At 40.0% G+C, this 26,668-nt stretch carries 25 protein-coding genes; 12 read left to right on the top strand and 13 right to left on the bottom strand.

All coding sequences use genetic code 11. The annotated features are described in order from the left end of the window. The first annotated feature begins 117 nt into the window (after positions 1 to 117). From FQ085_RS05705 to FQ085_RS05685, 5 genes are all read left to right on the top strand, one after another. Positions 118 to 1,038: an ABC transporter ATP-binding protein gene (locus FQ085_RS05705; RefSeq protein ID WP_058384093.1), complete on the top strand. Its 921-nt coding sequence runs from the start codon at positions 118 to 120 to the stop codon at positions 1,036 to 1,038. Then, positions 1,031 to 1,987 carry an ABC transporter permease gene (locus FQ085_RS05700; protein ID WP_058384094.1) on the top strand — a complete coding sequence of 319 codons (957 nt, stop codon included), beginning with the start codon at positions 1,031 to 1,033 and terminating at the stop codon, positions 1,985 to 1,987. The genes FQ085_RS05705 and FQ085_RS05700 overlap by 8 nt, the downstream gene beginning before the upstream one ends. A 33-nt stretch (positions 1,988 to 2,020) precedes the next feature. Beyond that, complete coding sequence (locus FQ085_RS05695) at positions 2,021 to 2,446, top strand: DUF4064 domain-containing protein (protein ID WP_149456118.1); 426 nt, start codon at positions 2,021 to 2,023, stop codon at positions 2,444 to 2,446. 93 nt (positions 2,447 to 2,539) lie between these two features. After that, positions 2,540 to 2,746, top strand: a complete 207-nt coding sequence (locus FQ085_RS05690; protein WP_058384096.1) for a hypothetical protein — start codon at positions 2,540 to 2,542, stop codon at positions 2,744 to 2,746. A 181-nt stretch (positions 2,747 to 2,927) separates the two neighbouring features. Beyond that, on the top strand, positions 2,928 to 3,161 hold the full coding sequence (locus tag FQ085_RS05685; protein WP_058384097.1) for a hexameric tyrosine-coordinated heme protein: 234 nt from the start codon (positions 2,928 to 2,930) through the stop codon (positions 3,159 to 3,161). A gap of 128 nt (positions 3,162 to 3,289) precedes the next feature. Here the strand turns inward: FQ085_RS05685 and FQ085_RS05680 are convergent, their stop codons facing one another. The 3 genes from FQ085_RS05680 to FQ085_RS05670 form a co-directional block, all read right to left on the bottom strand. Further along, positions 3,290 to 4,492 (bottom strand): MFS transporter, encoded by a 1,203-nt coding sequence (locus FQ085_RS05680; protein ID WP_071152776.1) that lies wholly within the window; start codon positions 4,490 to 4,492, stop codon positions 3,290 to 3,292. Positions 4,493 to 4,596: 104 nt separating this feature from the next. Continuing rightward, positions 4,597 to 5,040: a cyanase gene (gene cynS / locus FQ085_RS05675; RefSeq protein WP_058384098.1), complete on the bottom strand. Its 444-nt coding sequence runs from the start codon at positions 5,038 to 5,040 to the stop codon at positions 4,597 to 4,599. Between the two features lie 127 nt (positions 5,041 to 5,167). Then, entirely contained in the window at positions 5,168 to 5,764 is a 597-nt protein-coding gene (locus FQ085_RS05670; RefSeq protein WP_058384099.1) for a beta-class carbonic anhydrase, read from the bottom strand. Positions 5,765 to 5,922: 158 nt separating this feature from the next. Between FQ085_RS05670 and FQ085_RS05665 the strand changes: the two genes are divergently transcribed. After that, a complete protein-coding gene (locus tag FQ085_RS05665) occupies positions 5,923 to 6,354 on the top strand; it encodes an Lrp/AsnC family transcriptional regulator (protein WP_058386820.1) in 432 nt (143 codons plus the stop codon). Positions 6,355 to 6,463: 109 nt separating this feature from the next. Here FQ085_RS05665 and FQ085_RS05660 read toward each other — a convergent pair whose 3' ends face one another. Next, positions 6,464 to 6,940: a nucleoside deaminase gene (locus tag FQ085_RS05660; RefSeq protein ID WP_177167549.1), complete on the bottom strand. Its 477-nt coding sequence runs from the start codon at positions 6,938 to 6,940 to the stop codon at positions 6,464 to 6,466. 323 nt (positions 6,941 to 7,263) lie between these two features. Here FQ085_RS05660 and FQ085_RS05655 point away from each other — a divergent pair, with 323 nt between their 5' ends. Continuing rightward, positions 7,264 to 10,122 (top strand): ATP-binding protein, encoded by a 2,859-nt coding sequence (locus FQ085_RS05655; RefSeq protein ID WP_058384101.1) that lies wholly within the window; start codon positions 7,264 to 7,266, stop codon positions 10,120 to 10,122. Positions 10,123 to 10,286: 164 nt separating this feature from the next. Here FQ085_RS05655 and FQ085_RS05650 read toward each other — a convergent pair whose 3' ends face one another. Genes FQ085_RS05650 through FQ085_RS05635 form a run of 4 tightly spaced genes read right to left on the bottom strand, consistent with a single transcriptional unit; the run spans position 10,287 to position 14,719 of the window. Beyond that, positions 10,287 to 10,643 carry a response regulator transcription factor gene (locus tag FQ085_RS05650; protein WP_058384102.1) on the bottom strand — a complete coding sequence of 119 codons (357 nt, stop codon included), beginning with the start codon at positions 10,641 to 10,643 and terminating at the stop codon, positions 10,287 to 10,289. Positions 10,644 to 10,662: 19 nt separating this feature from the next. Next, positions 10,663 to 12,060 (bottom strand): glycosyltransferase family 2 protein, encoded by a 1,398-nt coding sequence (locus FQ085_RS05645; protein WP_149456117.1) that lies wholly within the window; start codon positions 12,058 to 12,060, stop codon positions 10,663 to 10,665. Beyond that, positions 12,060 to 13,112, bottom strand: a complete 1,053-nt coding sequence (locus FQ085_RS05640; RefSeq protein WP_188074712.1) for a HEAT repeat domain-containing protein — start codon at positions 13,110 to 13,112, stop codon at positions 12,060 to 12,062. Before FQ085_RS05640 ends, FQ085_RS05645 begins: the two co-directional genes overlap by 1 nt. Beyond that, complete coding sequence (locus FQ085_RS05635; protein WP_058384105.1) at positions 13,109 to 14,719, bottom strand: diguanylate cyclase; 1,611 nt, start codon at positions 14,717 to 14,719, stop codon at positions 13,109 to 13,111. The genes FQ085_RS05640 and FQ085_RS05635 overlap by 4 nt, the downstream gene beginning before the upstream one ends. A 348-nt stretch (positions 14,720 to 15,067) precedes the next feature. On the opposite strand from FQ085_RS05635, the gene FQ085_RS05630 reads away from it, so the two are divergent. From FQ085_RS05630 to FQ085_RS05620, 3 genes are all read left to right on the top strand, one after another. Next, positions 15,068 to 16,429: a hypothetical protein gene (locus FQ085_RS05630; protein WP_058384106.1), complete on the top strand. Its 1,362-nt coding sequence runs from the start codon at positions 15,068 to 15,070 to the stop codon at positions 16,427 to 16,429. Positions 16,430 to 16,561: 132 nt separating this feature from the next. Continuing rightward, the gene (locus FQ085_RS05625; RefSeq protein ID WP_058384107.1) at positions 16,562 to 16,888 is read left to right on the top strand and encodes a hypothetical protein; all 327 of its coding nucleotides are present in this window, start codon (positions 16,562 to 16,564) and stop codon (positions 16,886 to 16,888) included. Between the two features lie 70 nt (positions 16,889 to 16,958). Then, positions 16,959 to 17,519: a copper resistance CopC family protein gene (locus tag FQ085_RS05620; protein ID WP_149456116.1), complete on the top strand. Its 561-nt coding sequence runs from the start codon at positions 16,959 to 16,961 to the stop codon at positions 17,517 to 17,519. Positions 17,520 to 17,603: 84 nt separating this feature from the next. On the opposite strand, the gene FQ085_RS05615 is transcribed toward FQ085_RS05620, so the two are convergent. The 5 genes from FQ085_RS05615 to FQ085_RS05595 all read right to left on the bottom strand — a co-directional run bounded on the left by FQ085_RS05615 (position 17,604) and on the right by FQ085_RS05595 (position 24,130). Continuing rightward, positions 17,604 to 18,278, bottom strand: a complete 675-nt coding sequence (locus FQ085_RS05615) for an ABC transporter ATP-binding protein (RefSeq protein WP_058384109.1) — start codon at positions 18,276 to 18,278, stop codon at positions 17,604 to 17,606. A 1-nt stretch (position 18,279) separates the two neighbouring features. Next, complete coding sequence (locus tag FQ085_RS05610; RefSeq protein ID WP_058384110.1) at positions 18,280 to 19,314, bottom strand: ABC transporter permease; 1,035 nt, start codon at positions 19,312 to 19,314, stop codon at positions 18,280 to 18,282. Positions 19,315 to 19,445: 131 nt separating this feature from the next. Next, entirely contained in the window at positions 19,446 to 20,819 is a 1,374-nt protein-coding gene (locus FQ085_RS05605; protein WP_058384111.1) for a sensor histidine kinase, read from the bottom strand. Next, the gene (locus tag FQ085_RS05600) at positions 20,816 to 21,490 is read right to left on the bottom strand and encodes a response regulator transcription factor (protein WP_082707530.1); all 675 of its coding nucleotides are present in this window, start codon (positions 21,488 to 21,490) and stop codon (positions 20,816 to 20,818) included. Before FQ085_RS05600 ends, FQ085_RS05605 begins: the two co-directional genes overlap by 4 nt. A gap of 216 nt (positions 21,491 to 21,706) precedes the next feature. Next, entirely contained in the window at positions 21,707 to 24,130 is a 2,424-nt protein-coding gene (locus FQ085_RS05595; protein ID WP_188074711.1) for a PAS domain S-box protein, read from the bottom strand. A gap of 437 nt (positions 24,131 to 24,567) precedes the next feature. Here FQ085_RS05595 and FQ085_RS05590 point away from each other — a divergent pair, with 437 nt between their 5' ends. Then, positions 24,568 to 25,137 carry an NADPH-dependent FMN reductase gene (locus FQ085_RS05590; protein ID WP_058384113.1) on the top strand — a complete coding sequence of 190 codons (570 nt, stop codon included), beginning with the start codon at positions 24,568 to 24,570 and terminating at the stop codon, positions 25,135 to 25,137. Positions 25,138 to 25,880: 743 nt separating this feature from the next. Next, positions 25,881 to 26,648, top strand: coding sequence for a TerC family protein (locus FQ085_RS05585; protein ID WP_149456115.1), 768 nt, complete (start codon positions 25,881 to 25,883; stop codon positions 26,646 to 26,648). The last annotated feature ends 20 nt before the right edge of the window (positions 26,649 to 26,668 follow it).

Below are 26,668 nucleotides of genomic sequence, written 5' to 3'. Positions count from 1 at the left end.
GCAGCGAGCCGCAAGAGAGAATTACTTCGCTTTTTTTTTATCTAATTTCCCAATTATAGGAACTTTCCTTCTTTTGGTTCGTAAAGTAAAGGGAAGAAAATTTATGGAGGCGAGTTTATGTCAAAACCAGCAATGCAATTGGTCAACTTAAAAAAGACCATTGGGAAAAAGCCAATTATTAAAGGGCTAGATTTTGAAATTCAAGCAGGAGAAGTGTTTGGATTTTTAGGGCCAAACGGAGCGGGCAAGACGACAACCATTCGCATGATGGTCGGCTTAATCGATATTACAGAAGGTGATGTGCTGATTGAAGGAAAAAGCATTAAAACCGATTTTAAAGGAGCCATTCAACATGTTGGGGCAATTGTCGAAAATCCCGAAATGTACCCATTTTTAAGTGGTTGGAACAACTTAAAGCAATATGCACGAATGGTTAACGACGTTACGGAAGATCGCATGAAACAAGTAATTTCACTCGTTGGGTTGGAACATGCGATTCATGAAAAAGTAGGAAGGTATTCACTCGGTATGCGTCAGCGTCTAGGGATTGCACAAGCATTGCTGCACGGACCGTCGATTTTGATACTAGATGAGCCGACTAACGGTCTCGATCCTTCTGGAATTCGAGAAATTCGTAAATACATCCGCAATTTAGCTGAAAAAGAAAATGTCGCGGTCATCGTATCGAGTCATTTACTAACAGAAATTGAATTGATGTGTGACCGGATTGGTGTCATTAAAAACGGGGAATTGATTGCGATTGAAGCGGTTCGGAGCGTCCAAAACGATGAAGCGTTAAAAGAAGTATTCATTGAAGCAGAGCCACTTGAATCTGCTAAAATCTATTTGGAAACGCAGACCACAAATAAAATTGGAGTGACGGCAAAAGAGCTGTCCATATCCATTAAACACGAAGAAATTCCCGCTGTTTTAAAGAGTTTAATCGAACAAGGAATTAATATTTACGGTGTTCGTGTGTTACAAGCAACGTTAGAAGATAAATTTTTCGACTTGATTGGAGAGAATACCATTGAGTAATTTTATGAACTTAATCTGGAACGAGCAAATCAAATTATATGCCCAAAAATCGACATGGATTATGTTTATTGTTTTAGCACTTATTGTTATAGGCGGCGGACTGATAACCAAATTTATGGGTCCTGAAACTGATTTTAAAGAATACGGCGACAATTGGCAGGAAGAAGTGCAGGCGGAAAATGCACAGCTGGCGACTGAAATGGAGGAAGATGAATTTCTGCAATTTTCCAATCCGGTGATTATTGAAGAAAACAACTATTATCTAGAAAACAATATTAAACCGCAGCCTTATGACGGCTGGGAATATGTGTTAGAAAATAGTTTTCTTTCATCAGTCATTAGCTTGTTTACCATTATTGTCGCAGCAGGAATTATTTCAAATGAATTTAAATGGGGCACGATAAAGCTATTGCTTATTCGTCCGATTTCACGCACTAAGATTTTGTTTTCCAAATATGCCTCGGTGCTAATTTTCGCACTGACGTTGCTCGTTTTCCTGCTTGTCACTTCTTTAGTTGTTGGAGCCATACTATTCGGCCTTAACGGGGTGAATCCTTCTATCGTGCAGCAACAAGCGGGTGGCTTTGGCCAAAATGGCGTGTTAGGTGAAATTGTGCAAGATTACGGATTGAGTCTCATAACACTCGTTATGATGGCAACTTTCGCATTTATGATTTCTGCCATTTTTAGAAGCAGTAGCATGGCAATTGGCTTAGCGATTTTCTTAATGATGGCGGGCAATGCGATTGTTGCGTTCCTCTCACAGTACGGATGGTCTAAGTACATTTTGTTCGCCAATACGAATTTAAAGCAATATATGGACGGTGCAGAGCCACTGATTGAAGGCATGACACTAACGTTCTCGATTGTCGTTTTGTTGGTCTATTTCGCCTTGTTCATTGGTGCAGCGTGGACTGCGTTTACTAAACGGGACATTGCAGGACAATAAATCAAGTATAGGATTAACATTAGGAGGATGATGATGAAACGAACAGCAGAAATTGTATTAGCCGTTATCGGTGCCTTGGGTTACGCGTTTACCGCAGCTTTAGGTGGGTTTATGATTTGGCTTCAGAATAATAAAGGGTTAATGGAAGAGGTGTTCAATGAAACGATTGAACAAAATCCTGAACTTGGTATGAGCGATATGGAAGTTATGCTAGATGCATTAGGGACGGGCGGCTGGTTGTTCGCAATCGCTTCTGTTGTGGCCGTGATTTTAGGGATTGTTGCGATCGTTTTACTAAAAGGCAACGAAAAGCGGGTAGTGGCTGGCATCATCTTTATTGCGACCGCAGTGATCGTCGCAATTGTTACAAGTGGAGCCGGTATTTTGGCTGGACTCTTTTATCTTATTGCGGGCGTGATGGCTCTTGTTCGTAAGCCTAAGCAAGTGATTGAAGAATAAGTGTGAACTGAAAAGACAACCTGGAAGATATCAGTGTATCTTCCAGGTTGTCTTTTTTAACTTAATGAAATTGGTGAAAAGAGGGAGAAAACTATGAATCGGTTTGATATGAGTTTTAAAAATAACAGAGTACGCGTCTATTTTGCTACAATGATCCCGTTAATCATCGGAGCCATCTTATTGTATCTATTTTTACCGAATGAGCTTCAGCTGATCCCGACGTTAATGGTGATTATTGGAGTGATTACTTATTATATTTGGCTAATTCTCGATCGAAAAAAACAAAAGGGAGGTAACTAAATCAGTTAGTAAGCAAACGCGCAGCTTGGTATTAGAATCTCTTTTAAGTTTTCTGAAAAGTGTGTTAATATTAGATCATTTATAAGTATTGTTCACGTTTATTTTGAAAATTTTAGCAGTAGATGAAGCAGTAAACCGAATATGTTAGAAATCGAACGAAGAATTTTTAGGAGGGATTTAGATGAGTCGAGAATCGTGGTTACCAACGTTAAAGACGGATACACCTGAGGAAGGGTACGAATTAGCAGTGAAATTGGCACGGAAAGCTGTAGGAATGACGCAACCAGATGAAAGTATCCGTAAAAAGTTACGTCCAGTCTACGCAAGTAACGCAGATAGTTTAACTTTAGCTTCCCAAGTGGTGGCGATCAATTTTCAAACAGTAGCTGCAGCTAATAATTATTGGAAAGAGTAAGTACTAGTAAAAAATTGATTGACCGTTGATTAAAGTCTGATTTCCCAGCAATAGCCGAATACGAAATAATCGATGTGAACAGCATAACCCCCACAAAGAATTATTTTCTTTGTGGGGGTTGTACTTTTTTAGTGATCTTCACGTACTTTTTTATCACCAATCATAAACGTCAAGATGAACATCATTACGTATAGCGACAAGATAATACCGAACGTATACTGATGATTTGCGGTCACGTCGTAAACAACTGCAATCAAAAGTGGCAATAGTCCACCTATGATAAATCCACCGGTTTGCATCATGGCCGTCCAGGAACTAGCTTCTTCAGCTGTCTTTGTTTCATCCAGTGGCAACAGCAGGGCAATCGGGAACAATCCGCCAAGCGGAATACCCATAATAAAGGCACCTGTCCACATGAGTGGATGAATCCCTGTCCAAAACAAGGCGACTGCGAGCGTCCCTGCAACTAGCATAAGCAACAACCAAAACTTCCGTGCGGGAAAACGCTCCATGAGCAACGGTAGAAGGATGTTCAAAAACAGTTGAACGGTCGTCATAATGCTAAGCAACAATCCTGCCTGCAGCAAGGTCATTCCAGCCGCAACCGCAATTGGTGCGAGCCATGTAATGATCGAGAAAAACGCAGATGACTGTAACCCGAAGAATAATAAAAATAGCCAGGCCTTGCGTGTTTTCCACGGAGATCGTATTTTTTTCTGATGCTCTTTCGCGACAACGGAATCGAGTTGACGTACTTCGATAGGTCCTTTCATCGCGAAAAACCACGCAACTAAACCAAAAAGTGTCAGCACAGACCAACTACTAAGCGCCAACAAGTAGGACCCGGTTCTATCAAAAAACACAACGGTTAATCCGGCACTAGCTGCAGAACCTACTCCCATACCGAGTGAGTAAACGCCAATGACGGCTGCCGCGCGATCCGGGAAATACTGTTTAATCATCGCGGAAAGAAGGGGGCCAATTACCGCAATCGCGATACCAATAATTAATGCGGTCCCGATTAAAACGATAAAGCTGGAAACAAAACCTCGTAACGCAGTCATGAGTCCAATCAAAATGAGCATCGCATAAATCGTCCGTTTTAATCCGAATTTCCGGTTTAATACGGGAGCCATCGTGGCAAAAACACCCATACAAATAACTGGAACCGCCGTCAACAAACTAACTTGTGCATTAGACAAGGTCAGTTGCTCACGAATCGTTTCAAGCATGGGACCAATTGATGTGATGGCGGGTCTCATATTGATAGATATCGCAAAAATAGCGAAGATAATTAGAACAGACTTTTGCTTGCTTATGTTATTGAGCATATACTGGTTCCTCTATCTATCTATTTATTTGCTGTATAGCTTTTTCTAATGCGAACGTGCGTTAAAAAAACTACACTAACTCTATTCCATACTATAGTAATTCATTACCACTTTCTATAAGGTAAGAACTTTCCGTTCAATGTTAGAACGACACGATCTCCTTTTGGATCTTCTTTTTTCTGCATATCCAGTTCAAAATCAATCGCACTCATAATGCCTTCGCCAAATTTTTCTTGGATGAGTTCTTTAATGGTAGGACCGTATACCAATACCATTTCGTACAAACGATATAGACCTGGATCAGTAGGGGGCATTTGTATGGCGTCGCCTCGGAATGGGATTTGCGTCAAAGCTTGTACGACTTCTTCATCAAGATCTAATAATGTTCCCATTTTTTCAGCTTCTGGACGAGTCATTGTAGCTTGTCCTAATAAAGCAGTGACGATCCAACTTTCAGCATTTTCACTTTCCATAGCGATTTCGTTCCATGTTAATCCTTTTGCAAATTTAGCATCAAGTATTTTTTGAGTTGCTTCTTTTCTATTCATTTATAAAAACTCCCTTTTCATTTCATTTATTTTGATATAAGTGGAACGGATGCTCCTGGGCATCTCCTCTAGTGTGCACTGTATTTTACCGATTTTTAGTATAAGACACTGACAACAAAACGTCTTTCTAGAGTGATTGCTCCAATTCAACAGATCTTGCTAAATCTTTGTATCCATCAACGATGACATCTAGTTTTCCTGTCTGCGGGTCAATAACAAGACCGTGTACGGGAATATCTTTAGGAATGAGTGGATGGTTTCGAACTAATTCGGTGTTCGCAGTTATGGAGTCAACGACGTCATCAAATCCGAACAACCATTTGTGCAGGTCAACACCCGCATATTCGATAGCAGAAAGAACCATCGGAGAAGTCACACCGCGATCGACCATCTTTTGCAGTGTTCCTTGTGGATTGCTTTGGCTCATGCCGCATCCATGATGTCCAATAATGTAAATCTCTTCAGCATTCAGTTCGTATACTGAAGTAACAATACTGCGCATAATGCTGCCGAACGCATGGCTAATAGTTCCGCCTGCATTTTTAATAATCTTGGCATCCCCATTGTGTATATCTAACGCTTTTGGAAGCAACTCAATTAAACGAGCGTCCATGCATGACACGACAACCATTCGCTTTTGTGGCATTTTAGTAGTTTCATAAGGTACGTATTCTTTTTTTGCTACGAACTGGTCATTGTGCTCTAAAATTTCCTGTAGTAACATTCATATAACCTCCTTTTGGTTTATATCTTATTTCTTTAGGAATGAACTAAATGTATATGGCTAAACAATTAGTGAAACAGGATATAAACCAAGTATAGATAGTCGTAGACAAAAGAAGAATAAGTTGGCGAATCGCTTTTTGACGTTCAACTTTCATGATGAAAGGGTTGGGAATTATCATTGATCACATAGATTTTGAGATACTGGCATTATTAAAAGAAAACTCCAGAATACAGTGGAAAGAAATTGGACAAAAAGTACACATGACTGGGCAAGCTGTGGGAAATCGGATTCGAAGGTTGGAAGATATGGGGATTATTGAACAGTACACAATCGCCATAAATCGCGTAAAGCTAATACAGCCGATCACAGCATTTATCACGTTCTTCGTCGAAACGACGGATCACAAAACCTTTCATGACTTTTTTAAAGCACAAGAGGCCATCTCTGAAGCGCACCGTACGAGCGGAGATGGCTGTTATTTATTGACTGGGCATTTTGGTTCGAATGAAGAGCTGGAGATGTTCCTCGAACGTCTTTTAACATACGGAAATTATCGTATTAACTTATCAATAGGTAAAATTAAGTGACAGTTTACCTTTATATGTTCACCTGTTCATAATGTAAAGTCATATCCAAATTAAAAACACCCCGGTCTAAGCACTTTTGATAAGTGCTTAGACCGGGGTGTTTGTTTTTCTATGCTTTATTTGTACCATGTTTTTCGTTCCACAGTTTATAAGGGGCTAATCTTTCCGAATGATCAACTTGTGTCATCGGAAGGCGTCGCGCATCGGTGGATTTTGAGAACTCATCGTAAAAATTTTCTAACTCAAAATATTTTCGATCGTCACGGTAATAGGTTTTGTACTCTTCTCTAGTTGTGATGTAAGTGACTTTTTGCGGGCTGCAATAATACATCGCGCCTAAACACATTGGACACGGACTGGCCAGTATGTAAATCTCGCAATCTGTTAAATGTTCAGTTCCGAGCTTTTTACAGGCGTCTTGAATAGCAAGAGTTTCTGCATGTGCAGTGGGATCATTTGTTTGCGCAACTTGGTTTGCGCGTTCAGCGATAATTTCATCCCCACGCGTAATGATACATGAAAAAGGTCTGCCGCCTTCTGCTACATTGTTATTGGCTAATTGAATGACTCGTTCAATAATATCCAAGTTATCCATCCTCTCAAAAGCAATTTCGTTCTTTTCAATACATCAACTATTCCCACCTCTCCAGTTCGTTAAACTTTTAACAATATTAAAAGTAAAAAAATGTTTTTTTAAAATGTTAATGTCGTATACTGTAAATGCAAGATAAAAACATATACTAATGAAGGTTTAATTTTGAAAAAATTGGCTATTGACTCGACTTTATGAGTGACCATTTCATGAGTGTGAAAGTACCTGCAACAACTTAAGTGCATGTAAGCGATAATAGCTGCAAGTAAAAGCTGTTTTTCGAAACAGGAAGTCTATAGACATCAAGGAGGAAATGCATGAAGAATTCATTTGAAAAAGGGATTAGGTATAAATATTTGCGGTTAACATTTTCATCTGTCCTTGTTTGTTGCTTACTAATTATTGGGATTTACTTCTATATGAACAACCAACAACAAGAAAAACTAGACGAATTTACAGAACTCACAGAAAAACAAGAAACACTTAGAAGTCTTGTGCATTCATTAAATCAATTATTTTTCCGAACTAGAGGATTTTATGCTTTTCAAAACGAACAAGAATTGATTATGTCATATACAGAGCTAGAGGATTTAAAAAAATCAATCGTTGACATGAATGATCTATCAATTACGCGACAAGAAAAAGAGCGGCTTGTTGAGTTAAGTGATTTTGTTGGTACATTCGAAGAAGTAATCTTTCCTGCTGCAGTTGCTGCTGTTCGGAATAATGATTACGAAGAATTACGGAAGTTATCTCAAGGCGGTACGAACACTGCAGTAAATGAATTTGTAGCATTTTCTGAGGAATATCAAGCGGCTAATGAAAATACATTGAATAAATTAAACGAAGATATGCTCAAAGAAGCAGAAACTTTTTCGTTTGTCTTAATTCTTTTGTTTGTTCTTTTATTTATCGTCATTGTTTTTATTATTTTAAGAGCTTTAAACGATATTGTGAAGCCTATCGAAGGAATGCAAAAATCAATTGAAGGATTTGTGCAAGGAGAGGAAGTCGCCTACAAACCACTCGAACGCTCAGATGAACTAGGCGTTTTGTCTAAGACTTTCCATGAAATGATCAACACCATTCAAAAAAACCAAGAAGAGTTAACTTCTCAAAACCAAGTGTTGCTTTTAAACGAGACAGAATTACAAGAAAAACAAACGAAGCTCGGGGCATCTTTAAAAGAAACCGAGAAAACGAAAGAACGGTTGATTCGATTTAATGAGCTAAATCATATTTTGTCTTTTACGTTGGATAAACAGAAGTTGATCAATGCAACGCTTGAATATTTTAATGATACGTATGAAGTTGATACGGGAGTACTGTGGTTGCCTAAAACTGGTGAGTATACGTTAAAAGGATTTACAGCTATCATGTTCAAGCAATTTCAAGAAGAACGAATCAATTATTTGAAAGCTAGATTGAAAGATCGCCAATCGTTTACTGTAAAAAGAGAAGCGCAGCAAGAAAAAGGATTTACTGCTGATACTGTATATATCCATGATCTATATGCTTCAGTGAAAAACGAAGAAAATGATCATATTGCGTTAATTGGCTTATCGCGAGTAGGCAGAACTTTTTCAACTGAAGAAGAACAAGATATTAGTGGATTGTTAAACCGCATTCACTTAGCGATTGATCGCATTCAACTTTACGATGCGGCCATCCATGAGCGGACGCTAAATGAACGAATTATCAATAATATAAACGAAGGCATTCAATTTATTTCGAAAAATGGAGACATGGTGCAGCGCAACGACACCATGTGTACAATGCTAAATTGTGGCGAGGCACCACTGGATACTTCGATTACTCAAGACATATGGATTAAGGGCATGTCTGATCAGACCACTGATTCTGAATCGATGTTTACGTTTTTAACTAACTGCATTCGCGAAACAGACCGAGAAGCCAATACATTCCAGTACACTGTAAAAGAACCGTATGAGCGCGTGATCGATGTTTACAGTACACCGGTCATTGTAGAAAATGAAAAAACCGGTACTATTTTTGTCCACCGAGACATTACGCGAGAACACGAAGTGGATAAAATGAAATCTGAGCTTGTCAGTACCGTGAGCCATGAGCTTCGAACACCATTGTCCAGTGTTCTCGGATTCACCGAGTTATTGCTTAACAAGCAACTCAAGCCAGAAAAACAAGAACGCTATTTAAAAACCATTTACAAAGAAGCGAAACGTTTAACTAACCTTATCAATGACTTTTTAGACTTGCAACGAATGGAGTCTGGAGACCAAGTCTATCGCATGGACAAAATTTCACTCAATGAAATCATCATCGAAACTGCTGAGAAATTCCGTACGCAAAAAGATCATTCAATTGTCTTTGTGGACGATGCTTCTGACGTGATTGTTGAAGGAGATCAAGAGCGTATTGCCCAGGTGTTGATGAATTTAATCGGCAACGCTGTTAAGTTTTCACCACTTGGTGGTAAAGTGACCATTTCTATCAAAAACGATGCGAACAACTTGCGTGTATCGATAGAAGATGAAGGAATCGGTATTCCACCTGATGATATTCCAAAACTATTTTCTAAATTCCAGCGTATTGATAACAGCTCACGCCGAAAAATTGGTGGAACTGGTCTGGGTCTTGCAATTTGTCAGGAAATTATCCTTCAACACGACGGAAAAATTTGGATAGAATCGCAAGAAGGAATAGGATCAGTCATTCATTTTGAGTTGCCGCTTGTTTCTAAACTGCAAGGACACGCGACTCACGAAGGCGCAGAAGAAAATCCGCCAGTGATGATCGTAGAAGATGATATGAGTCTGACGCTCTTACTTTCTGAAGAACTAAAGGTCAACGGATTTAAAGTGATTTACCATACTTGTCCAAAAGCCGCCTTTGAAGAAGCAAAACGCACACCGCTAGTAGGAGCAGTTATCGATATTATGCTCGGTGAAGAAATGGATGGCTGGGACCTTGTCGACATGATGAAAGCGGATGATTTAACCAAAAACATCCCAATCGTCATTTCCTCTGCGCTAGATCCTTCTTCTGATGCCAAGAAAATCAATAAAATTAGCCATTACTTAACAAAACCATACGCGCCAATTAACTTATCAAAAGTAATGAAAAAGCTATTGGCTGGTCAAGATGAAGACGGCGTTATTTTTTACGCTAGAAAAGATTATATTGATAACGAATAGCGAGTGTGCAGGTTGTACGAAAGAAACCGATTTTTTGATACCGCTTCGCTTACGTGGATGCGCCGGCGCTAAGCAACCAGGTAGAATTTTCTATTTGGTTCGAAATTTTAAAAAGTAATTTCACAAAAAACGAACAGGTCCTCAAAGGATCTGTTCGTTTTTTCTTATGAAGCTAATATGTTCTCGACAAGTGTGAGCAGTTCCATTGGGCTAAATGGTTTGGACATAAAATAATCCGCTCCTTTTGCTATCGCATTTTCCCGGTCCGCATCTTGTGCTTTAGCCGTCAGCATCAGCACTTTGGTGGTGTTATGATCGTTTCTTACTGCTTCTAATACTTCGAGGCCTGTTAAGTAAGGCATCATATAATCAAGAACAATCAAATCGTAATCGTTGTCTCTAATTTTTTGAAGCGCTTCTTTGCCATCTTCTGCTTCTTCAATATCAAAATCGTCTTCAAGTGTATCCGTAATGAGGATGCGCAAAATGTCTTCATCATCTGCTACTAATATTTTTTTCAACTAAGCTTACCTCCTAAAATTAAGACGAAATTCCTTTGCGTTTCATATCGCCCCAATGCGCTTGTTTGCGAAAAGTGGCAAAAATGCCTTGAATTCTCCACAACACCATTAGCGGGCGGTACCAAAAAGCTTCTGTTAATGCCCAAAAATATAGGCGTACTAAATGAGACGTTTTTGGATATTTGTGGAGTGTTAATTCTTCTAATAAGACAGCTAATGCCGAAATGAGAGAGCCATATAAAACTGTCACTAAGAACAGAATGCCGGCAATTTGTGGATCGACCAAAGAAAAGAAAAGGCCACCAACAATAATGAAATAACCAAAAAATTCAAAGACTGCGCCGAGAAGTTCAACGAAAAGAAAATAAGGCATTGATACCAATCCAACTGCGCCATATTTAGGATTGAACATCATTTTTTTATGCGTCCATAAAGTTTCGAATAATCCGCGTTGCCATCGCACTCTTTGAGATCTAAGAACTTCAAGTGACTCCGGGGCTTCGGTCCAACAAACTGGATCGGGAATGTATTCAATGCGCTGTTTGGATTTTTCTTCTCGTAAAAGTCGGTGCAGCCTTACGACCAGTTCCATGTCCTCACCGACTGTGTTTTTGTTGTATCCGCCGGCTTGTATAACTAGTTCTTTGTTAAATACGCCAAAAGCGCCAGAGACGATAAGTAAAATGTTCAAATGGCTCAAAGCTAGTCTGCCGATTAAGAATGCGCGGAAGTACTCAATAATTTGCATAAGCACAACAGGATGCTTTGGAAGATCAATAATTTCTACTTTACTTCTCGAAATGGTGGAACCATTTGCAATCCGCACCGATCCGCCGGTTACAATAACTTGTCCATCCGACTCGATAATGGGTTTCATCGTTTTAAGCAGTCCATCATTTTCTAAAATGGAATCGCCGTCAATCGCACAAAAATAGGAATAAGAGGACAAGTTAATACCGGCATTTAGAGCATCTGCTTTTCCGCCATTGGCTTTCTTAATCAGGCGGATATAAGGGAATATAGAAGATTGATAGATTGAATCGATTTTTGCTGTTTGTATATGTGTACGAACAGCAAAAGGGATTTGAACCATGTTAAACTCTTGAATCATTCGTTCAGAGGTGGAATCTTTCGAACCATCGTCAATTACAATAACTTCTTTTTCGGGATATTCGAGTGCTAACAACGAACGTACTGTGCTAACGACACCTACTTCTTCATTGTAAGCGGGAACCAGTATAGAAACGGGGTACGTATACGGATTTTTTAAGATGTCTTCGGTTGACTCTCTTCGGTCTAGCTTGCTCTCTTTTTTTACTTTTCCAAATGCCAGCATGAAAAGACCTACATAACTCAAGCTCGAAAAAAGCATATAGGCAATAATTACATAGGCTAAAATTTCAAAAAACGTGTGCATTACGTTTCACTTCCTAAAAGGAATGTTTCCCACTGAGCTGCCATGTCTCGAGCAAAGCGATCGGGGTGGTTAATAGCTAAATGGGTGAGTAAAATATCCCCATCTGAAAACTGTGTCAAAGCCTCAGCTGACGAATAACGTACCCACCAAATTGAATCGCCAAGTAGTTCACCAAGTATTTCTTTAAAGCGGGATAGCTGAAGTCTTCCCGCAATTCGAGAAGCGAACATGCGCTCTTGCCAAGAGGTAGAGTGAAAAAATGGCATTAATGAGCTTGGTGTCGTTATATATTGTAAACGTAAAATTGACTTTAAAACTTGAATTCGTATTTCGCTGTCTTGACTGTTTAATTCTTTCTCAATCAGAGGGAGAAATGCTGTTAATCCAGCCATTCCGATATAAGAAATCGCAGCATATTTCAATGTTTTATTCGCATGATCAGCTTGTAGAGCAGCATGCAATGCTCTTTCTTGCGTACTCAATTCCATTCGCTTGAATACGTCAATGTACAAGCGAACAGGTGCATCGGGATATTTTGCTAACGCAGAAACAGTTTCCGACTCGTTTAACGAGGCTAAGGTTCGAATAAGTTGTTGCGTTTCTTGATCCAATCGAACCGATTTGTGAAGTTTTTCTTTAAGCAGTGGGGAGAGGGATTGCATATGAAAATCTTCGATAAAATACAATGTATTCATGCGAATAGCCCAGCTCTTACGCTCGAGTTGCTTCGTATAACGTTCGGTCAAAAAATCTTCTGAAAGTTTTGCGACAAGGGGAGATGTGCTACTGCCTTTTGTAACAGAAACATAACCGTTTAATAAGTGTTCAAGAACTACTTCCTTATAGGAACTGCTGCGTAGTTCTTGACTAAACTTTTCATCAGAAGGGTCCAGCATATAGGTACTAAATGAATCTGTTAAGGCTTCATATTGCGCTTGGATAGCTTGTTCTTTCGTCCGTAAACGTTGTTTTCGCCAAGCTAAAATGAACAGAAGAACAAGTTGGCTAAGAAACAGTGCAGCAACGACAATCCATAGATAGTATATAGTCAATTGAACATCCTCATCGTTAGGCGTTGAACACGTGCCACAATTTCCTGTGCATAAAATGGCTTAACGATATAGTCATCTGCACCACTCTTCAAAGCGAGAACGATATCCGATTCATTTGTACGTGACGTCAACATAGAAATGACAATGTTTTCGTTAGGGTACTGACTCCGCACATGATTTAATACTTCTAACCCATCCATTTTCGGCATGACGCCATCAAGTAAAATCATATAATTTTCATCCGGTGTGTACCATTCGGACTCGATAAAACTAACACCATCAGCAAATTCTTTTATATAGAGATCAAAATCATCTGGCTTCCAAGTAGAGAATTGTTTTGAAACCAGTCTACGTACGAGCGAATCGTCATCGACAATGATGATATTGAGATGACGTCTTAAATCTTCACTAGCCATTTCATAAATCATCGTCTGATTTCGGCCATTCTTTTTAGCTTGATACAAAGCTTGGTCTGCCGTACTCACTAAAGTATCTTGTTTTAGTCGGTACTGACTAATTCCAGCAGAAAACGTAACATGAAATGTTTCATGTGTGTCATTTGGAAAAGTCATATTCGCGAAGGCTATGCGAATTCGTTCTACTAAAACTTTGGCATCTAGTGCCTTTGTATCTGGAAGAATCAAAGCAAACTCTTCTCCGCCGTATCTAAAGAAATAATCTGATTGTCTTTTCATTTTTAGGAAAAGCTGACCGAATGTCCGCAAAACGTCATCGCCTACAGGATGACCGTAACTGTCATTTACTTTTTTAAAATGATCCAAATCAAATAAAACAAGAGTGAAGATGTTTTTTGTTCTTTCTGATGAATTCGTCATTTGTACCAATACATCATTAAAGTACCGTCTATTTCCGGCTCCAGTTAACTCATCAAAAAGTGTTTCTTGTAAGATCAGTTCTTGATTACGCAGCCGGTTCATCACATAAGGCACAAAAATAGCCATATTCAAAGGCTTAGGAAGAAAATCTGTTGCGCCTATTTCCATTGCTCGAACTTGGTTATCCACGTGATTGTCCTCACTGACGACGGCAATGGGAAGGGAACGGCTTTGAGCAGCGTCGTGAATTTGAGTGACCAACTTAAAGCCATCTGCGTCTGGTAAGTTTGAGTCAACTAGGATCATTTGCGGTTGAAGGGTATAAAAGAACTCCATTCCTTTTTTACCATCAAGTGCAATCACGACAGGAACTCCTTGTTCTTCCAATGATTCTTTTATGTGCGATGCAAATTCTGGATCAGAATCAATAACTAACACCAATGATTTTTTAGTAAGCGCGTGTTCTTCTAAATCTACAATTACTTCTACGTTTGGAGAAAAGTCCTCTACTACAAAAAAACTTTTTAAGGTCAACATGAATTCTTCTAATGAATCAACGGGCAGTAAACGGATGCTGTCTTCTGAAAAATGCTCGAGTTGTGTTCCACAAAAGTCAGATAGCTCCATAAGTCCAATGGTTCCTGCAGTACCTTTCATCGTATGCAAAAAACGATAAACTTCGCGCTCTTGAATTTCTTTTTGCTTAAACCATTTTGAAAAATCTTGCTCCACTCTATCAGAAAGCAAAACTTTATAATTTGTTGGTGCCATTATCATTCACCTTCTTTTGAAAAAATATCTAGATACTTCCACTATACTATATAAATTCCTTTTATGTAGTGATGTATAACTAAGATAGTTCGCGATATTTACGGATAAGAAGTATGATGCTTTCCTGGTTTAAAAGGATAGTAGCTGTGTGCTTTGTGATTGCTAGCTTACTGGAACAAGTTGTTTAGATCAGTCTATGGATAGTGTCTAGCGTCCAAATTACAAGAAGTTCCTATATGTATGGAAGTAACCAAATCATCTTTTTAAAAATAAAGTGATCTAAACAAATGCCCTTTGCGTTATGTCTGTATAACTTAAAAAAAACAAGAAAAAGGGAGCGATTTTAGTATGAAATTAAACAAATTACTGTTAGCCCTACCACTTAGCCTAGCGTTACTTGTACCAACGGCAGCACTTGCCGACAGCCACGGCGGTCATTCTGCGTCAAGCGAAACCGCAACGGAAGTAAGCACGACAACACCTGCGGCGGAACTGCGCATCGCACTGGATACGACCTTAACAGAGCACGCATTTCTAGCAGTTGAAGCGATGCGGAAAGGCGTCGACGGGGCAGAAGATTTTGACCAAGCAGCCGGGGCGTTACTGGCAAACGCTGACGACTTGTCTGCAGCTGTTGGTTCAGTTTACGGGGAAGAAGGCGCCACACAGTTTGACGAAGTATGGAAGTCGCACATCGGCTATTTCGTCGATTACGTGACAGCAACCGCTGAAGACAACCAAGAAGGCAAAGATCAAGCGTTAGCAGAACTGGAAACCTACAAAGTCGAACAATCGAAATTCTTTGATACTGCCACAGGCGGACTCTTGCCAGCAGCGGCGGTTCAAGAAGGATTGGACATGCACGTCGATCAGTTGATCATGGCGTTTGACGCGTATGTAGCCGGCGATTTTGAAAAAGCTTACTCACTTGAGCGCGAATCGATTCAACACATGAGCATGTTCGCCGAAAGCTTGTCAGTAGCGATCACGACGCAATTCCCGGACAAATTTGACAACACCAGTGCCGATACACCGGCCATTGATTTGCGTGCAACATTGAACCAAACGTTCACTGAACACGCAGGACTTGCGGTTATGGCGATGCAAGACGGCGCGGACGGTGCTGAAAGTTTTGACCAAGCAGCAGGGGCACTTCTTGCGAACGCCGATGACTTGTCAGCAGCCGTAGGATCGGTTTACGGCGACGAAGCCGGTGCACAGTTTGAAGAAACATGGAAGTCGCACATTGGTTACTTTGTGGATTACGTAACAGCAACGGGTGAAGGCAACAAAGAAGGGCAAGAACAAGCACGTGCCGAGCTTGATCAGTACATCGTAGACCAAGCAGCCTTCTTAGACGCAGCAACAGAAGGTCGCGTTCCTGCAGCAGCATTGGAAGAAGGTTTAACTGCCCATGTTGGGCAACTATTGGCAGCATTTGATTCGTATGTAGCGGGCGATTATGACGCAGCGTACAGCTCGATTCGCGAGGCGTATGCACATATGCAAATGCCAGCAGCCGGCTTGTCAGCAGCGATTGTCGATCAATTCCCAGACCAATTCGGCGCGACTGAAATGCCAGCCGAAATGCCAAAAACAGGCATGGGTGGTATGTCTGATACCGGATCATTCCCATTCATGTGGGTACTGGCCGGCTTAATGTTAGCGGCATTGACGACCGTAGTCGCAGTTCGTACACGCAAGCAATAAGCGTTAGTTTAAACGGAAAAAGCTAGCCTAACTGGCTAGCTTTTTTTTATCGCATTCGCTTAAGGAAGTTGTGTTTATTTGGAAAGCTATTACATTAAACCTTGCACTGAATACAAGAGGAGGTATTCGATTATGGAGATGGGATGTGACTTTGTTGTAGATTGCATCAATAGGTCTTTGCCGTTTGAAAGAAAGTGGGAAGAAAAGGTTGAAAAGCATCTAGAGGTTTGTCAGGAGTGTCAGGAACTTATGCAGTTCATAAGTGAACTCCCTTCCCTCATGAATGATGGCGTGTTTTCAGCCCAAATGAAAAAAAGAATTTTGACTACGGTGTTTGAGGAGAAGGTCGTATCAATTTCGGCAGAAAAACCTTTTCATGGTAAAATAGTTGGGTTGCTATTTCTTTCGGTCCCTTTTGTTACATCATTGTTTCGCAAGGTGATAAAAGAGACAAAGTAAAGTTTGAGGAAAGAAACAATAAAGAGTTGATGATTTTAAATTTTAAAAACAGGAAATGGAGCGACTAAAGATGAAAAAAATTATCCTACTACTCGTATTAACGCTCTTCTCAATGCCATTAGTTGGCCAAGCACACACAACGCTGTCTTCATCATCACCTGCAGAAGGGTCAGTGGTGGTTGAATCATTAGAAGAAGTGGTTCTGACTTTCGGAACTGTCGTTGAACAAGGAAGCACAATGACATTAGAAAGCGAAGGAACTACTTACGAGTTTGATGAAGTTTTACTGTCAGATGAAGTCATGACAGGGACGATAACAGAAGAGCTACCGAACGATACGTATACGATTAACTGGAAAATCATCGGTGTAGATGGCCATCCAATAGAAGGAATTGTGTCGTTTGAGTTGAATGTTGAGGCGGTAGTCGAAGAGCCAGTGGTAGAAGAGCCGGCAACTGAAACAGTAGAAGAACCAGCTGTAGAAAAAGAAGCATCAGTGGCAGAAGAAAAAACTGCTCAAACTGTAGACAACTCTTCAGAAGATGAAGGCAGTTCATTAGTTACCATTTTGCTAGTGTTAGCCGTTCTGGTCATTGGATTTGTTGGGTATCGACTTATGAAGAAAAAATAACATGATAGCTAAGCAAAAAAAGAGAGGAGCTTCTAATAAAGCTGCCTCTCTTTTTGTGCAATTGCCTAATGGAATGACGACCAACTACTCAACCAAACCATCTTTCATCGTAACAATATGGTCAGCATATGACAGCATGTCTTCGTCATGTGTAACTAATAGCGTAGTGATACCCAAAGTTTTGGTCAAATTTTGAATCAGCTCCATGATTTCTTTCGAGCGCTTTGAATCTAAGCTCGCCGTTGGTTCATCGGCAAACAGCATTTTAGGTTTGTGGATAATGGCACGCGCAATCGCCACACGCTGCTTTTCTCCGCCTGACATGGATGCCGGATACGCATCTTTTCTGTGACTCATCCCAATTTGTTCTAGAAGTTCGCGCACTTCTTTTTTTTGCTGCTGTTTGGTTAATTTGGATCCTGACACTTCAAGCATCAATAGCAATTGTTCTTGCGCTGTCAGAAAAGGGACCAAATGTGCGGATTGAAAGATAAAGCCAAACTCACTTGCCCGAATTTCTCGGATTTGTCCTGGATTCATCGCAGTCAAATTTTTACCGTCAAAAATAATTTGACCATCCGTCGCTGGTTGTAGTCCTGCAGCAATGGTTAGTAGCGTACTCTTGCCGGAACCAGAAGCCCCGACAAGTGCGGTAATCTCGCCTTCGTGAAGTGAAAGATCAATGCCTTTCAAGATTTCTTCCGCTATTTCGCCATTGGTAAATGTCTTTCTCACTTCTTGAGCTGTGAAAATGGTCATTTTAAACCTCTCCTTGTTGAATCGCTTGTAGCGGTTCGACTTTTTTAATTTGAATGCCTGATAACGTAGCTCCAATAAACCCGATGATTAAGAATACAATCGATAGCTGAATTGTTACGGTAGCTGTTAAGCTAAATGGCATGCCAGCCGGTGCAAATTGGTTGAAAAGTTGGCTCAGTGTAATTGAAAAGACCAACGCAATTCCTGTAATAAAGAACATTTGCATCCACATCATTTTAAACAAGGTACTGGTTTTCACGCCAATGGCTTTCAATATGCCATACAAGCCTATTTTCTGTACATTCATCATATAGAAGAAAATAGCGAACAATAAAGCGCTAATGACTACTAAAAACCAAACAATCATGTTAAGTGATAGTTGTTCGGCACTATAGCTTGGCATAGCCGAAAGAAACTCTTTGTTCGTAAAAGATTGCATGCCAGCAATGGTCGGGTACGTATCACTTTCAGGAACAAATAGCATTTGCATTTCAGTGGTGCGGTACATTTCTTTATAATTGTCCATATTAATAAAAGCAACAGGGGCATGGCTGTATTTTTGCTGATCGACGAAATCTTTTACAACAAATTCGCCGCTGAATTGGTCATTTGTTAATGTGTCGCCCACTTGTAAGCCCGCTTCTTCTAATGAGCGATCGAGTACGATTTCGCCTTTTTTCACATCTTCAAACAGTGGGGACTCTGTAGAAGTAACAAACGCAACACTGCGTTGTTTGTCTTCTTCATCATTCAAAAAGCCCATTTGAATGGATAAAGCAACGGCATCTTTGGTTTCTGTTAGCATTTCATCTTGAATCTCTACATTGATACGCGATAAATTATTGGTGCCTTCCGCATCTTCAGCCATGTAAAACTGGCCGTCTGGTAAATCTTTAATAAGCGCTGCATTATCTTGAGAAAGCCCATTTGCTAGTCCTGAAATAATAAATGTTAAAAGGCTAACGAGAAAAACAATTGAACCTAAAATTGCGAACCGTACTTTATTTTTTTTAATTTCTTTCCATGCGATATTCATCATAGCGCCTCCGTTTTCTTTAATAACTTAAGTTTAACGCTCGTAGATGAACGGAAGATGAACAGAGGGTGACAATGATAAAAAAGCCGATTTTCTCTGTAGAAGAGAAAATCGGCTTTTTAAAGTACGGGTCATTCGGACAAAGGGAGTGTTACTTGTACGGTAGTGCCTTCTCCCGGAACACTGGATAGTAGGACCGTTCCGCTATGAAGCTCTACAATTTCTTTTACAATCGCAAGCCCTAAGCCTGACCCTTTTGATGAGCGAGTCCGTGCTTGGTCTGCACGATAAAATCGGTCAAAGGCGTGTTCGACTTCATTTGGGGACATGCCGATGCCTTCGTCTTGAATGGCTAACAGGAGTTGTCCAGAGTGAATACGTAACTGGACATCGATAGAACTTCCCGGTTCACTGTATTTGATGGCATTGGTCAAAAGATTTTCCCAGACGGTTTGAAGAAGAACGGCATTTCCCTTTACAGTCCCGGTTTCTAGTTGCGCTGAAATGCCAATGTCTTTTTCTTCAAAAGCATAGCGCAGGTGCGAAAGGGTTTGCTGAAGTTGCTGGTGTACAGGCACTCTTTCAGATAGCTCTGCAGATTCTGCGTCAAAGGATGCTAGAGTCAGCAATTGCTTTGTGAGTAGAGATAAGCGTGCTGTTTCATCTTGAATAATCGCGGCGTAATGTTCTTTTTCGCTCTTTTGAAGGCCTTCTTTTTGAAGCAAGGCCAGATAACTTTGGATAGTGTGGAGCGGCGACTGAATATCGTGGGAAACGTTATGGACAAATTCTTTGCGTTTTAAGGTGGATTGTTCGATTCGCGAACGCATCGTTAAGAATTGATCAGCCAAACGACCAATTTCATCTTTGCGATGGATAGTGAGCGGCACATCAAACGTTTCCGTTCCCATTTTTTCAGTCGCTTCGGTCAATTTTGTAATCGGTTGTATTAGCAAGCGTGCAACGATCAACATGCCGATAAAACTAAGTAAAATAATGCCTACTGCCAAGCCACCAAATAGTAAGTGAAGTTCTTGAAATAGTAATTTAATGTCAGGTCGCATAAAGAGTGCATAGGGCTCACCGTCTAATTCAACTGGAACACCCACTGTGTTTTTCAATTCATTGGCAAAAAAACCAGTAACGAACGTTTCGCGAGGGAACTCACGAATCCCATTAAAGGACTCTCCAGCAAGCACTTGTTGAATATCAGCTAGATCAATTGACTCATCCCGGTAGTCGCCGCCAAAACGTTCTACGGAGTCACCGTTTGTTACATAAAGTTGATAGCCAGCATCGCCAAGCATTGTCAAAGTGGCTTGTGCTCGTTCTGTAGATTCTCCATCTAAAAAATCTGCAAAAGACAACGCAATGGCCATGTTTTTATCATTGTTTTGTTCTTTTAAATGACTGTGATAATAAGCATTCATTCCGAAAAATGCGATGCTGCTACTAACGAGCATTGTCGCGAAAGTAAACCAAATAAATTTGACATAAAGACTCATCCAACAACCTCCAGCTTATAGCCCACGCCTCTGACCGTGACAATCCGAACGTCAGGTGCAAACCGCTCTAAACGCTGACGCAGTCGTTTAATATGAACGCTAATCGTTTGTTCGTCTCCTTGAAAATCAATGCCCCAAACTGACTCAATGATATGGTCTCGGCTTACAACTTGAGGAGATTTTAGAGCGAGAAGTGCCAGTAAGTCAAATTCCTTTAACGGAATAAATAACATACCGGTAGTCGATCTGATTTCATAGCTTTTTAAATCGATAGTTAAAGAGCCTACAGTTAGTAAGTCGTTTTCAGGATGGTTGTACCGTCGCAAAATAGCTTTGACTCGGTACAAAAGCTCTTTTGCTTCAAACGGCTTGACCAAATAATCGTCAGAACCAGCTGAAAATCCGCGTTCTTTATCTTCGATATGATGTCTAGCTGTTAGTAAAATTACGGGCAACTTATAGTCTGCGCGAAGTATGCGTGTCAGCTCAAAGCCGTCGATGCCTGGCATCATTACGTCAACAACTGCTAAATCGACTGTTTCGGATTCCAAGAGTTGTAAAGCCTGCTCGCCTGAGTTTGCTTCTAGGACTTCATAGCCTGTTTGGCGAAGTTCGGTAGCAACAAAATTCAACATATGCATATCATCATCCACTGCTAATATTCGAATCATTGAAATCAGCCTCCTTGATTTGTATTATACAGTGATTTGGTGAAAGTGCGGATTTAGGAAGAGGGCGCGGTCTTTTCTGTCATCCTCAGTAAAAGATGCTCCACACAAAACAGGGATCGCCTCTGTTTTGTGTGGAGCATCTTTTTGGTAAAGCCTGCATGTTATTTGGTGCATCTACTAATGGATTAACGAAGGGATGCCTACTAGTTGCCAGACCTATTCATAAACTTGATACGCATCGCGATCGCTTTTTTTAGCTTCATACAAAGCTAAATCGGCACATTTAATCAATTGTTTTTCACTAGTAGCGTGATCGGGATATAAGGAAATTCCGATGCCTGCGCCCATCGTAATTTTATAGCCGTTAAAAAGAAATGGAGCTTCATATGACGTTAAAATTCGTTTAGCGGTATCAATCGCGGTTTTTACAGAGTCGATATCAGGCAAAATAACAGCCATCTCATCTCCACCTAAACGTGCAGCCGTATCACACGGACGAACGCAAGCTTGTAGTCGCCTAGCCATTTCTTTAATGACGGCATCTCCGGCATCGTGGCCAAATTGGTCATTAATTTGTTTAAACTTACGTCCATCAAGCATCAAAAGGGCGATTTTTTTGCTTGATGGATCAACTTGTAGAAAGGCTTTTTCCAATTTGCTATCAAAATTACGTCGATTAGGAATTCCTGATAAATGGTCATAAAAAGCCATTTTTGCAATTTCACTTTGAAGTTTTTTGCGCTCTGTAACATCTCTAGCAAGTGTAAACAATTGAATCATTTCTCCATTTGAAAAGACCGGATTAAAGGAAACTTCCATCCAAATGTAGTGACCATCCCGGTGCAAGTAACGAACGTCTAATGGGATCGGCTTTCCTCCATTAAGAAGAGCCGTAATACGATCTGATAAATGCAAGACGTCTTCTGAATGGATATTTTGAGTAAAGGAGTTCCCAATGTATACGTGTTCAGGAAATCCTAGAACTTTTTCGCTGGCAGGAGAGACGTATTCGATTTTTCCAGAAAGATCCATTAGCGTAATGATATCTAGTGTATTCTCTGTGATCAATCTGTATTTCTCTTGGCTTTTTTGAAGTTCTTTTTCAATTTTTTTAAGTTCGGATACATTGTTGTATATGATGGTTGCTCCAACGATTTCCCCCCTCTCGTTACGCACAGGTGAATAAGAAGAAATGATATTTAGTAATTTCCCTGACTTGGTTACACGGAGCGTATCATGTGATTTGACTGTATCTCCTTTTAAAATTCTTTTGAGAATATTGTGTTGATCTGACTTCATCCCTTTCGGAATAATAGTCCCTTTACCGGCTATCATTTCTTCTTCTGTAAATTCAAATGTTTCTTCAAATGCAGGGTTTGCTTTTAAGATATCTCCTTGTGCATCAATATAAAAGATGGGAACTGCGGAATTTTTCCAAAAGATTTCAAGTTCTTCTTTTGTTTTAGTTAAGCTTTGTTGAGCCTGTGTAATTTCAGTGATGTCGGTCACAACGCTATGAATTCCAACCAACTGACCATGTAAGACGAGGGGGATATTTGTTGCTTGAAGATAAATGAGCTGGCCGTTTTTATGATGGCAAGCAAATTCATAACGCTCGGACTTATTGTTAGTGATTGTCTCGTGAAAATGATAACTTATTTTTTCTAGTTCATCCGGGATAATCATGGCTATAAAGGACGTCTCGAGCAATTCTTCTACAGAATACCCAGTAATATTTTCTGTTCCAGGATTTGCGTTCTTTAAATGCCCCTTTTCGTCAAAAACAAAAATTCCGTAAGGATGGTTAGCGACTAGTGATTTATAGCGCTGCTCACTTTCTTGCAAAAGCCACTCTGTTTTTTTCTGTGTGGTAACATTCTTGGCAATCGCATAGACTCCAGTTAACGTTTCTTCAATAACTATAGGAACCGTATTCACTTGAAAAACAACTACTTCATGTGTTTTTGTATAAAGAGTCATTTCAAATTCAATAGGTATTCCTGCTAAAGCCTGTTCGAAATTCGAAAGAGTAGCTACTAATTGGTTTTCGACAGTTAAGGAGAACAAAGATTGAACGAGCAATTCTTCTTTACTAAAGCCGGTGATTTCAATAGCTTTAGCATTGACGTTGACTATTTTCTTTTGCTGGTCAAACTCGAATACAGCATGAATATTGTTTTCAAAAATAGATATTCCTTTTTGTCGTTCTGCATCCAAAGATTGAAGCGTTTCTTGCAGCATATTGTCTTTGTTCCTTTGTTCTGTAATGTCTTTTACGGTGGCTAAAATATAGTGGCAGTAGCCGTCTTCTGTCAAGATGGGATTGAGTACAACTTCTCCTAAAATTTCTCCGCTTTCGGTTTCAATATTTTCAATCATTTCGATCGATGTTTGTGAAGCATGAACTTTACGATAGTACTCAAAATGGATTTGAGCTCGCGCGGGAGATAGGACATCTTCTATGTTTTTGCCAATATCTGTTTGTTGGAGTGAGAGAATTTTGAAAGCAGCTGCATTTGCGTAAACATAACGGAATGTTTCGTAATCTTCGGCTACCAAAAAAATCGCATCTTGCATCAAGTCAAAAAGTTCAGTAGAAAGTAAAATAGGCTGTTTTGATTTGTCTAAAAAGTTTTTCAATTTTCTTGATCTCCCTTCGATACAGAAAGCCACTATTTCATTCAAAATCTATGTATTGTATTGTGAAAATGCATGCTTGGAACAGTTTTTTTGACACTTGCAACTCCAGTCAAGTCGATTGTTCCTATCATTTGATCGCTACTTAAAAGTAAGTATTTAACATCTTTCTCCAGTTTAGTGGATTAACTAACAACAAGATATAGTTTTCTGAAATATCGCTTTAAGTTATATCGTGTCATGGCAAAGAGAGGAGATTTTATTTTTCAATTTAGTGGAATGGGGATAACTGAATATAAGTTTATACATCACTAGCTATTGAAAGAGTATTCTGTCATTTGATTTGAAACGGAGAGACATTTCCCTTATGATGAAGAGACATCAAGGAGTGAAGGTTCATAGAGCTAAGACCGCATCACAATTTGAGGAGGAACTCATTCATGACAAAAATCGGGATTATTACAGGCAGTACACGACCAGGACGTAATAGCTTGCAAGTTGCTCAGTGGGTGAAAGACATTGCTGATCAGCGTGGAGACGCTGAATACGAAGTAGTGGATTTGGCAGAATTCAAGTTGCCGATGTACGCAGAGCCCATTTCAGCAGCATATAGTCAGGATTACAAAACACCTGAAGCCATTCCATGGTCGAAAAAAATTGCGGAACTCGATGGCTATGTCTTTATTTGTCCGGAATACAATCACGGTGTAACGTCTGCCTTGAAAAATGCGATCGATTATTTGTATCCGGAATGGAACAACAAAGCAGCAGGAATTGTCAGTTACGGTTCGTCAGGCGGCGTACGCGCAGCTGAAGCATTACGGGTTATTTTAGCAGAGTTACAAATCGCAACGGTTAGAACCCATCCGGCTATGTCGTTATTTACGGATTTTGTGAAAATGAGTGAGTTCAAACCGGCAGATCTTCATACGAAATCAGTGACGACCTTGCTTGATCAAGTGAATGCGTGGACCAATGCGTTTGAGCCACTTCGAAATAAAAATGAATAGTTAGTAGAGAAAAGAGCAATCCGAATTTTTGGATTGCTCGGACTGCATGAAAAGTTTAATCAACATGAAAAAATGTGATGCATGAATGGTGGCGAAACAGGAGATTTGCACATGAATTTACCTCAGGGGTTAATGACATTTAGAGCTTAAGAAAAAGATTCACGCATTCAAAATTCGCTGGAATTCGAAGAAGCGTGTAGAGGCTTAAAATACCTTGTTCGAACGTGTGTAAGCCAACTCTGCACAACAAGCTTTTTTCTTTAGTAGTGAACAGCAATGAAATCACCTGAAAATCGAGTCACCAATGATTAATACGTAATATGCAATGTACAAATCGTTTCATTAACTTTCGCTAGAAGAGCGATTCCGGTCAAAATGGCCGTGGAAGTAATGAACTTCACTTTAGAGACCCAAACATCTTCTTGCCTAAATTTTGCAAGTTATTTCTAAATATATTCCCTAAAAATTCAATAATTATGCGCAGGCAAGACTCTTGAAAGAAATCTTTTTTTAGACACATTTATTAGTTAGTCGGTAGGTCAGGAGGTGTTATACTAATCACACAACTCAATAGACTTTGACATCACGTCAAGGGGGAGTAGCTATAGGGAAACCTATTTCACAGTCGTCATTACATGGTTCGTAGCCATCGGTTGTGATAGCAAAATTTTGCTTAGCGAGACCTTTGCCTTTTATTAGGCAAGGGTCTTTTTTGTTGGCAAAAAATAAGAGGAGGATGAAAGATGGAAGCGGTTTTATTGGAGTACGTATGGGTGTTGCTGGTGTTGGTGGCGTTGGAAGGGTTGTTAGCTGCAGATAACGCAGTCGTTATGGCGGTTATGGTCAAGCATTTACCAGAAAAACAACAGAAAAAAGCGTTATTTTACGGATTAGTAGGAGCATTTGTTTTTCGCTTTGCAGCTTTGTTCATGATTACACTATTGGTAAACGTATGGCAGATTCAAGCGTTAGGTGCTGCGTATTTACTGTTTATCGCGTTTAAGCATATTTATGATCAGCGAAAAAGAAAAGAGCATAGCCTTGAACCAGAGGCGACAAAAGGTTCCGGTTTTTGGATGACTGTATTAAAAGTTGAACTAGCGGACATTGCGTTTGCGATTGACTCAATGCTAGCAGCTGTTGCATTGGCGATTACTTTGCCTCATTTGGAGTTGTTCGGTGTCAGTGAAATTGGCGGCATTAACTCGGGTCAGTTCGCAGTCATGTTGGCAGGCGGACTCGTTGGACTCGTTATAATGCGGTTTGCCGCCCACAAATTCGTCAAACTCTTAGCCGATTATCCACAGTTAGAAACAACTGCTTTCATCATTGTTGGTTGGGTAGGTGTTAAGTTGACCGTACTTACGCTAGGACATGAGAAGCTCGGGATTATCCCATATGATTTTGCTCATTCTACAGAGTGGAAACTTATTTTCTGGGGAGTGCTGCTTGGAATCGTTGCAGTAGGTGCATTAATAAGTATCAAAAAGAAAAAAGAACAGCAAGCATAAAAAGCAGTATCCAAAAGGCC

Source organism: Planococcus sp. ANT_H30 (genome assembly GCF_008369335.1).
Classification (GTDB): Bacteria; Bacillota; Bacilli; order Bacillales_A; family Planococcaceae; genus Planococcus; species Planococcus kocurii.
Note: the sequence above shows the minus strand (reverse complement) of the source record. Positions and strands in the feature narration are given on the sequence as shown.

Bases quoted from the DNA above. Each gene is read 5' to 3' on its own strand.
- FQ085_RS05705 (WP_058384093.1), top strand. From the start codon at position 118: ATGTCAAAACCAGCAATGCAATTGGTCAACTTAAAAAAGACCATTGGG.
- FQ085_RS05695 (WP_149456118.1), top strand. From the start codon at position 2,021: ATGAAACGAACAGCAGAAATTGTATTAGCCGTTATCGGTGCCTTGGGT.
- FQ085_RS05690 (WP_058384096.1), top strand. From the start codon at position 2,540: ATGAATCGGTTTGATATGAGTTTTAAAAATAACAGAGTACGCGTCTAT.
- FQ085_RS05685 (WP_058384097.1), top strand. From the start codon at position 2,928: ATGAGTCGAGAATCGTGGTTACCAACGTTAAAGACGGATACACCTGAG.
- FQ085_RS05680 (WP_071152776.1), bottom strand. From the start codon at position 4,492: ATGCTCAATAACATAAGCAAGCAAAAGTCTGTTCTAATTATCTTCGCT.
- cynS (WP_058384098.1), bottom strand. From the start codon at position 5,040: ATGAATAGAAAAGAAGCAACTCAAAAAATACTTGATGCTAAATTTGCA.
- FQ085_RS05670 (WP_058384099.1), bottom strand. From the start codon at position 5,764: ATGTTACTACAGGAAATTTTAGAGCACAATGACCAGTTCGTAGCAAAA.
- FQ085_RS05665 (WP_058386820.1), top strand. From the start codon at position 5,923: ATGAAAGGGTTGGGAATTATCATTGATCACATAGATTTTGAGATACTG.
- FQ085_RS05655 (WP_058384101.1), top strand. From the start codon at position 7,264: ATGAAGAATTCATTTGAAAAAGGGATTAGGTATAAATATTTGCGGTTA.
- FQ085_RS05645 (WP_149456117.1), bottom strand. From the start codon at position 12,060: ATGCACACGTTTTTTGAAATTTTAGCCTATGTAATTATTGCCTATATG.
- FQ085_RS05635 (WP_058384105.1), bottom strand. From the start codon at position 14,719: ATGGCACCAACAAATTATAAAGTTTTGCTTTCTGATAGAGTGGAGCAA.
- FQ085_RS05630 (WP_058384106.1), top strand. From the start codon at position 15,068: ATGAAATTAAACAAATTACTGTTAGCCCTACCACTTAGCCTAGCGTTA.
- FQ085_RS05625 (WP_058384107.1), top strand. From the start codon at position 16,562: ATGGAGATGGGATGTGACTTTGTTGTAGATTGCATCAATAGGTCTTTG.
- FQ085_RS05620 (WP_149456116.1), top strand. From the start codon at position 16,959: ATGAAAAAAATTATCCTACTACTCGTATTAACGCTCTTCTCAATGCCA.
- FQ085_RS05615 (WP_058384109.1), bottom strand. From the start codon at position 18,278: ATGACCATTTTCACAGCTCAAGAAGTGAGAAAGACATTTACCAATGGC.
- FQ085_RS05610 (WP_058384110.1), bottom strand. From the start codon at position 19,314: ATGAATATCGCATGGAAAGAAATTAAAAAAAATAAAGTACGGTTCGCA.
- FQ085_RS05605 (WP_058384111.1), bottom strand. From the start codon at position 20,819: ATGAGTCTTTATGTCAAATTTATTTGGTTTACTTTCGCGACAATGCTC.
- FQ085_RS05600 (WP_082707530.1), bottom strand. From the start codon at position 21,490: ATGATTCGAATATTAGCAGTGGATGATGATATGCATATGTTGAATTTT.
- FQ085_RS05590 (WP_058384113.1), top strand. From the start codon at position 24,568: ATGACAAAAATCGGGATTATTACAGGCAGTACACGACCAGGACGTAAT.
- FQ085_RS05585 (WP_149456115.1), top strand. From the start codon at position 25,881: ATGGAAGCGGTTTTATTGGAGTACGTATGGGTGTTGCTGGTGTTGGTG.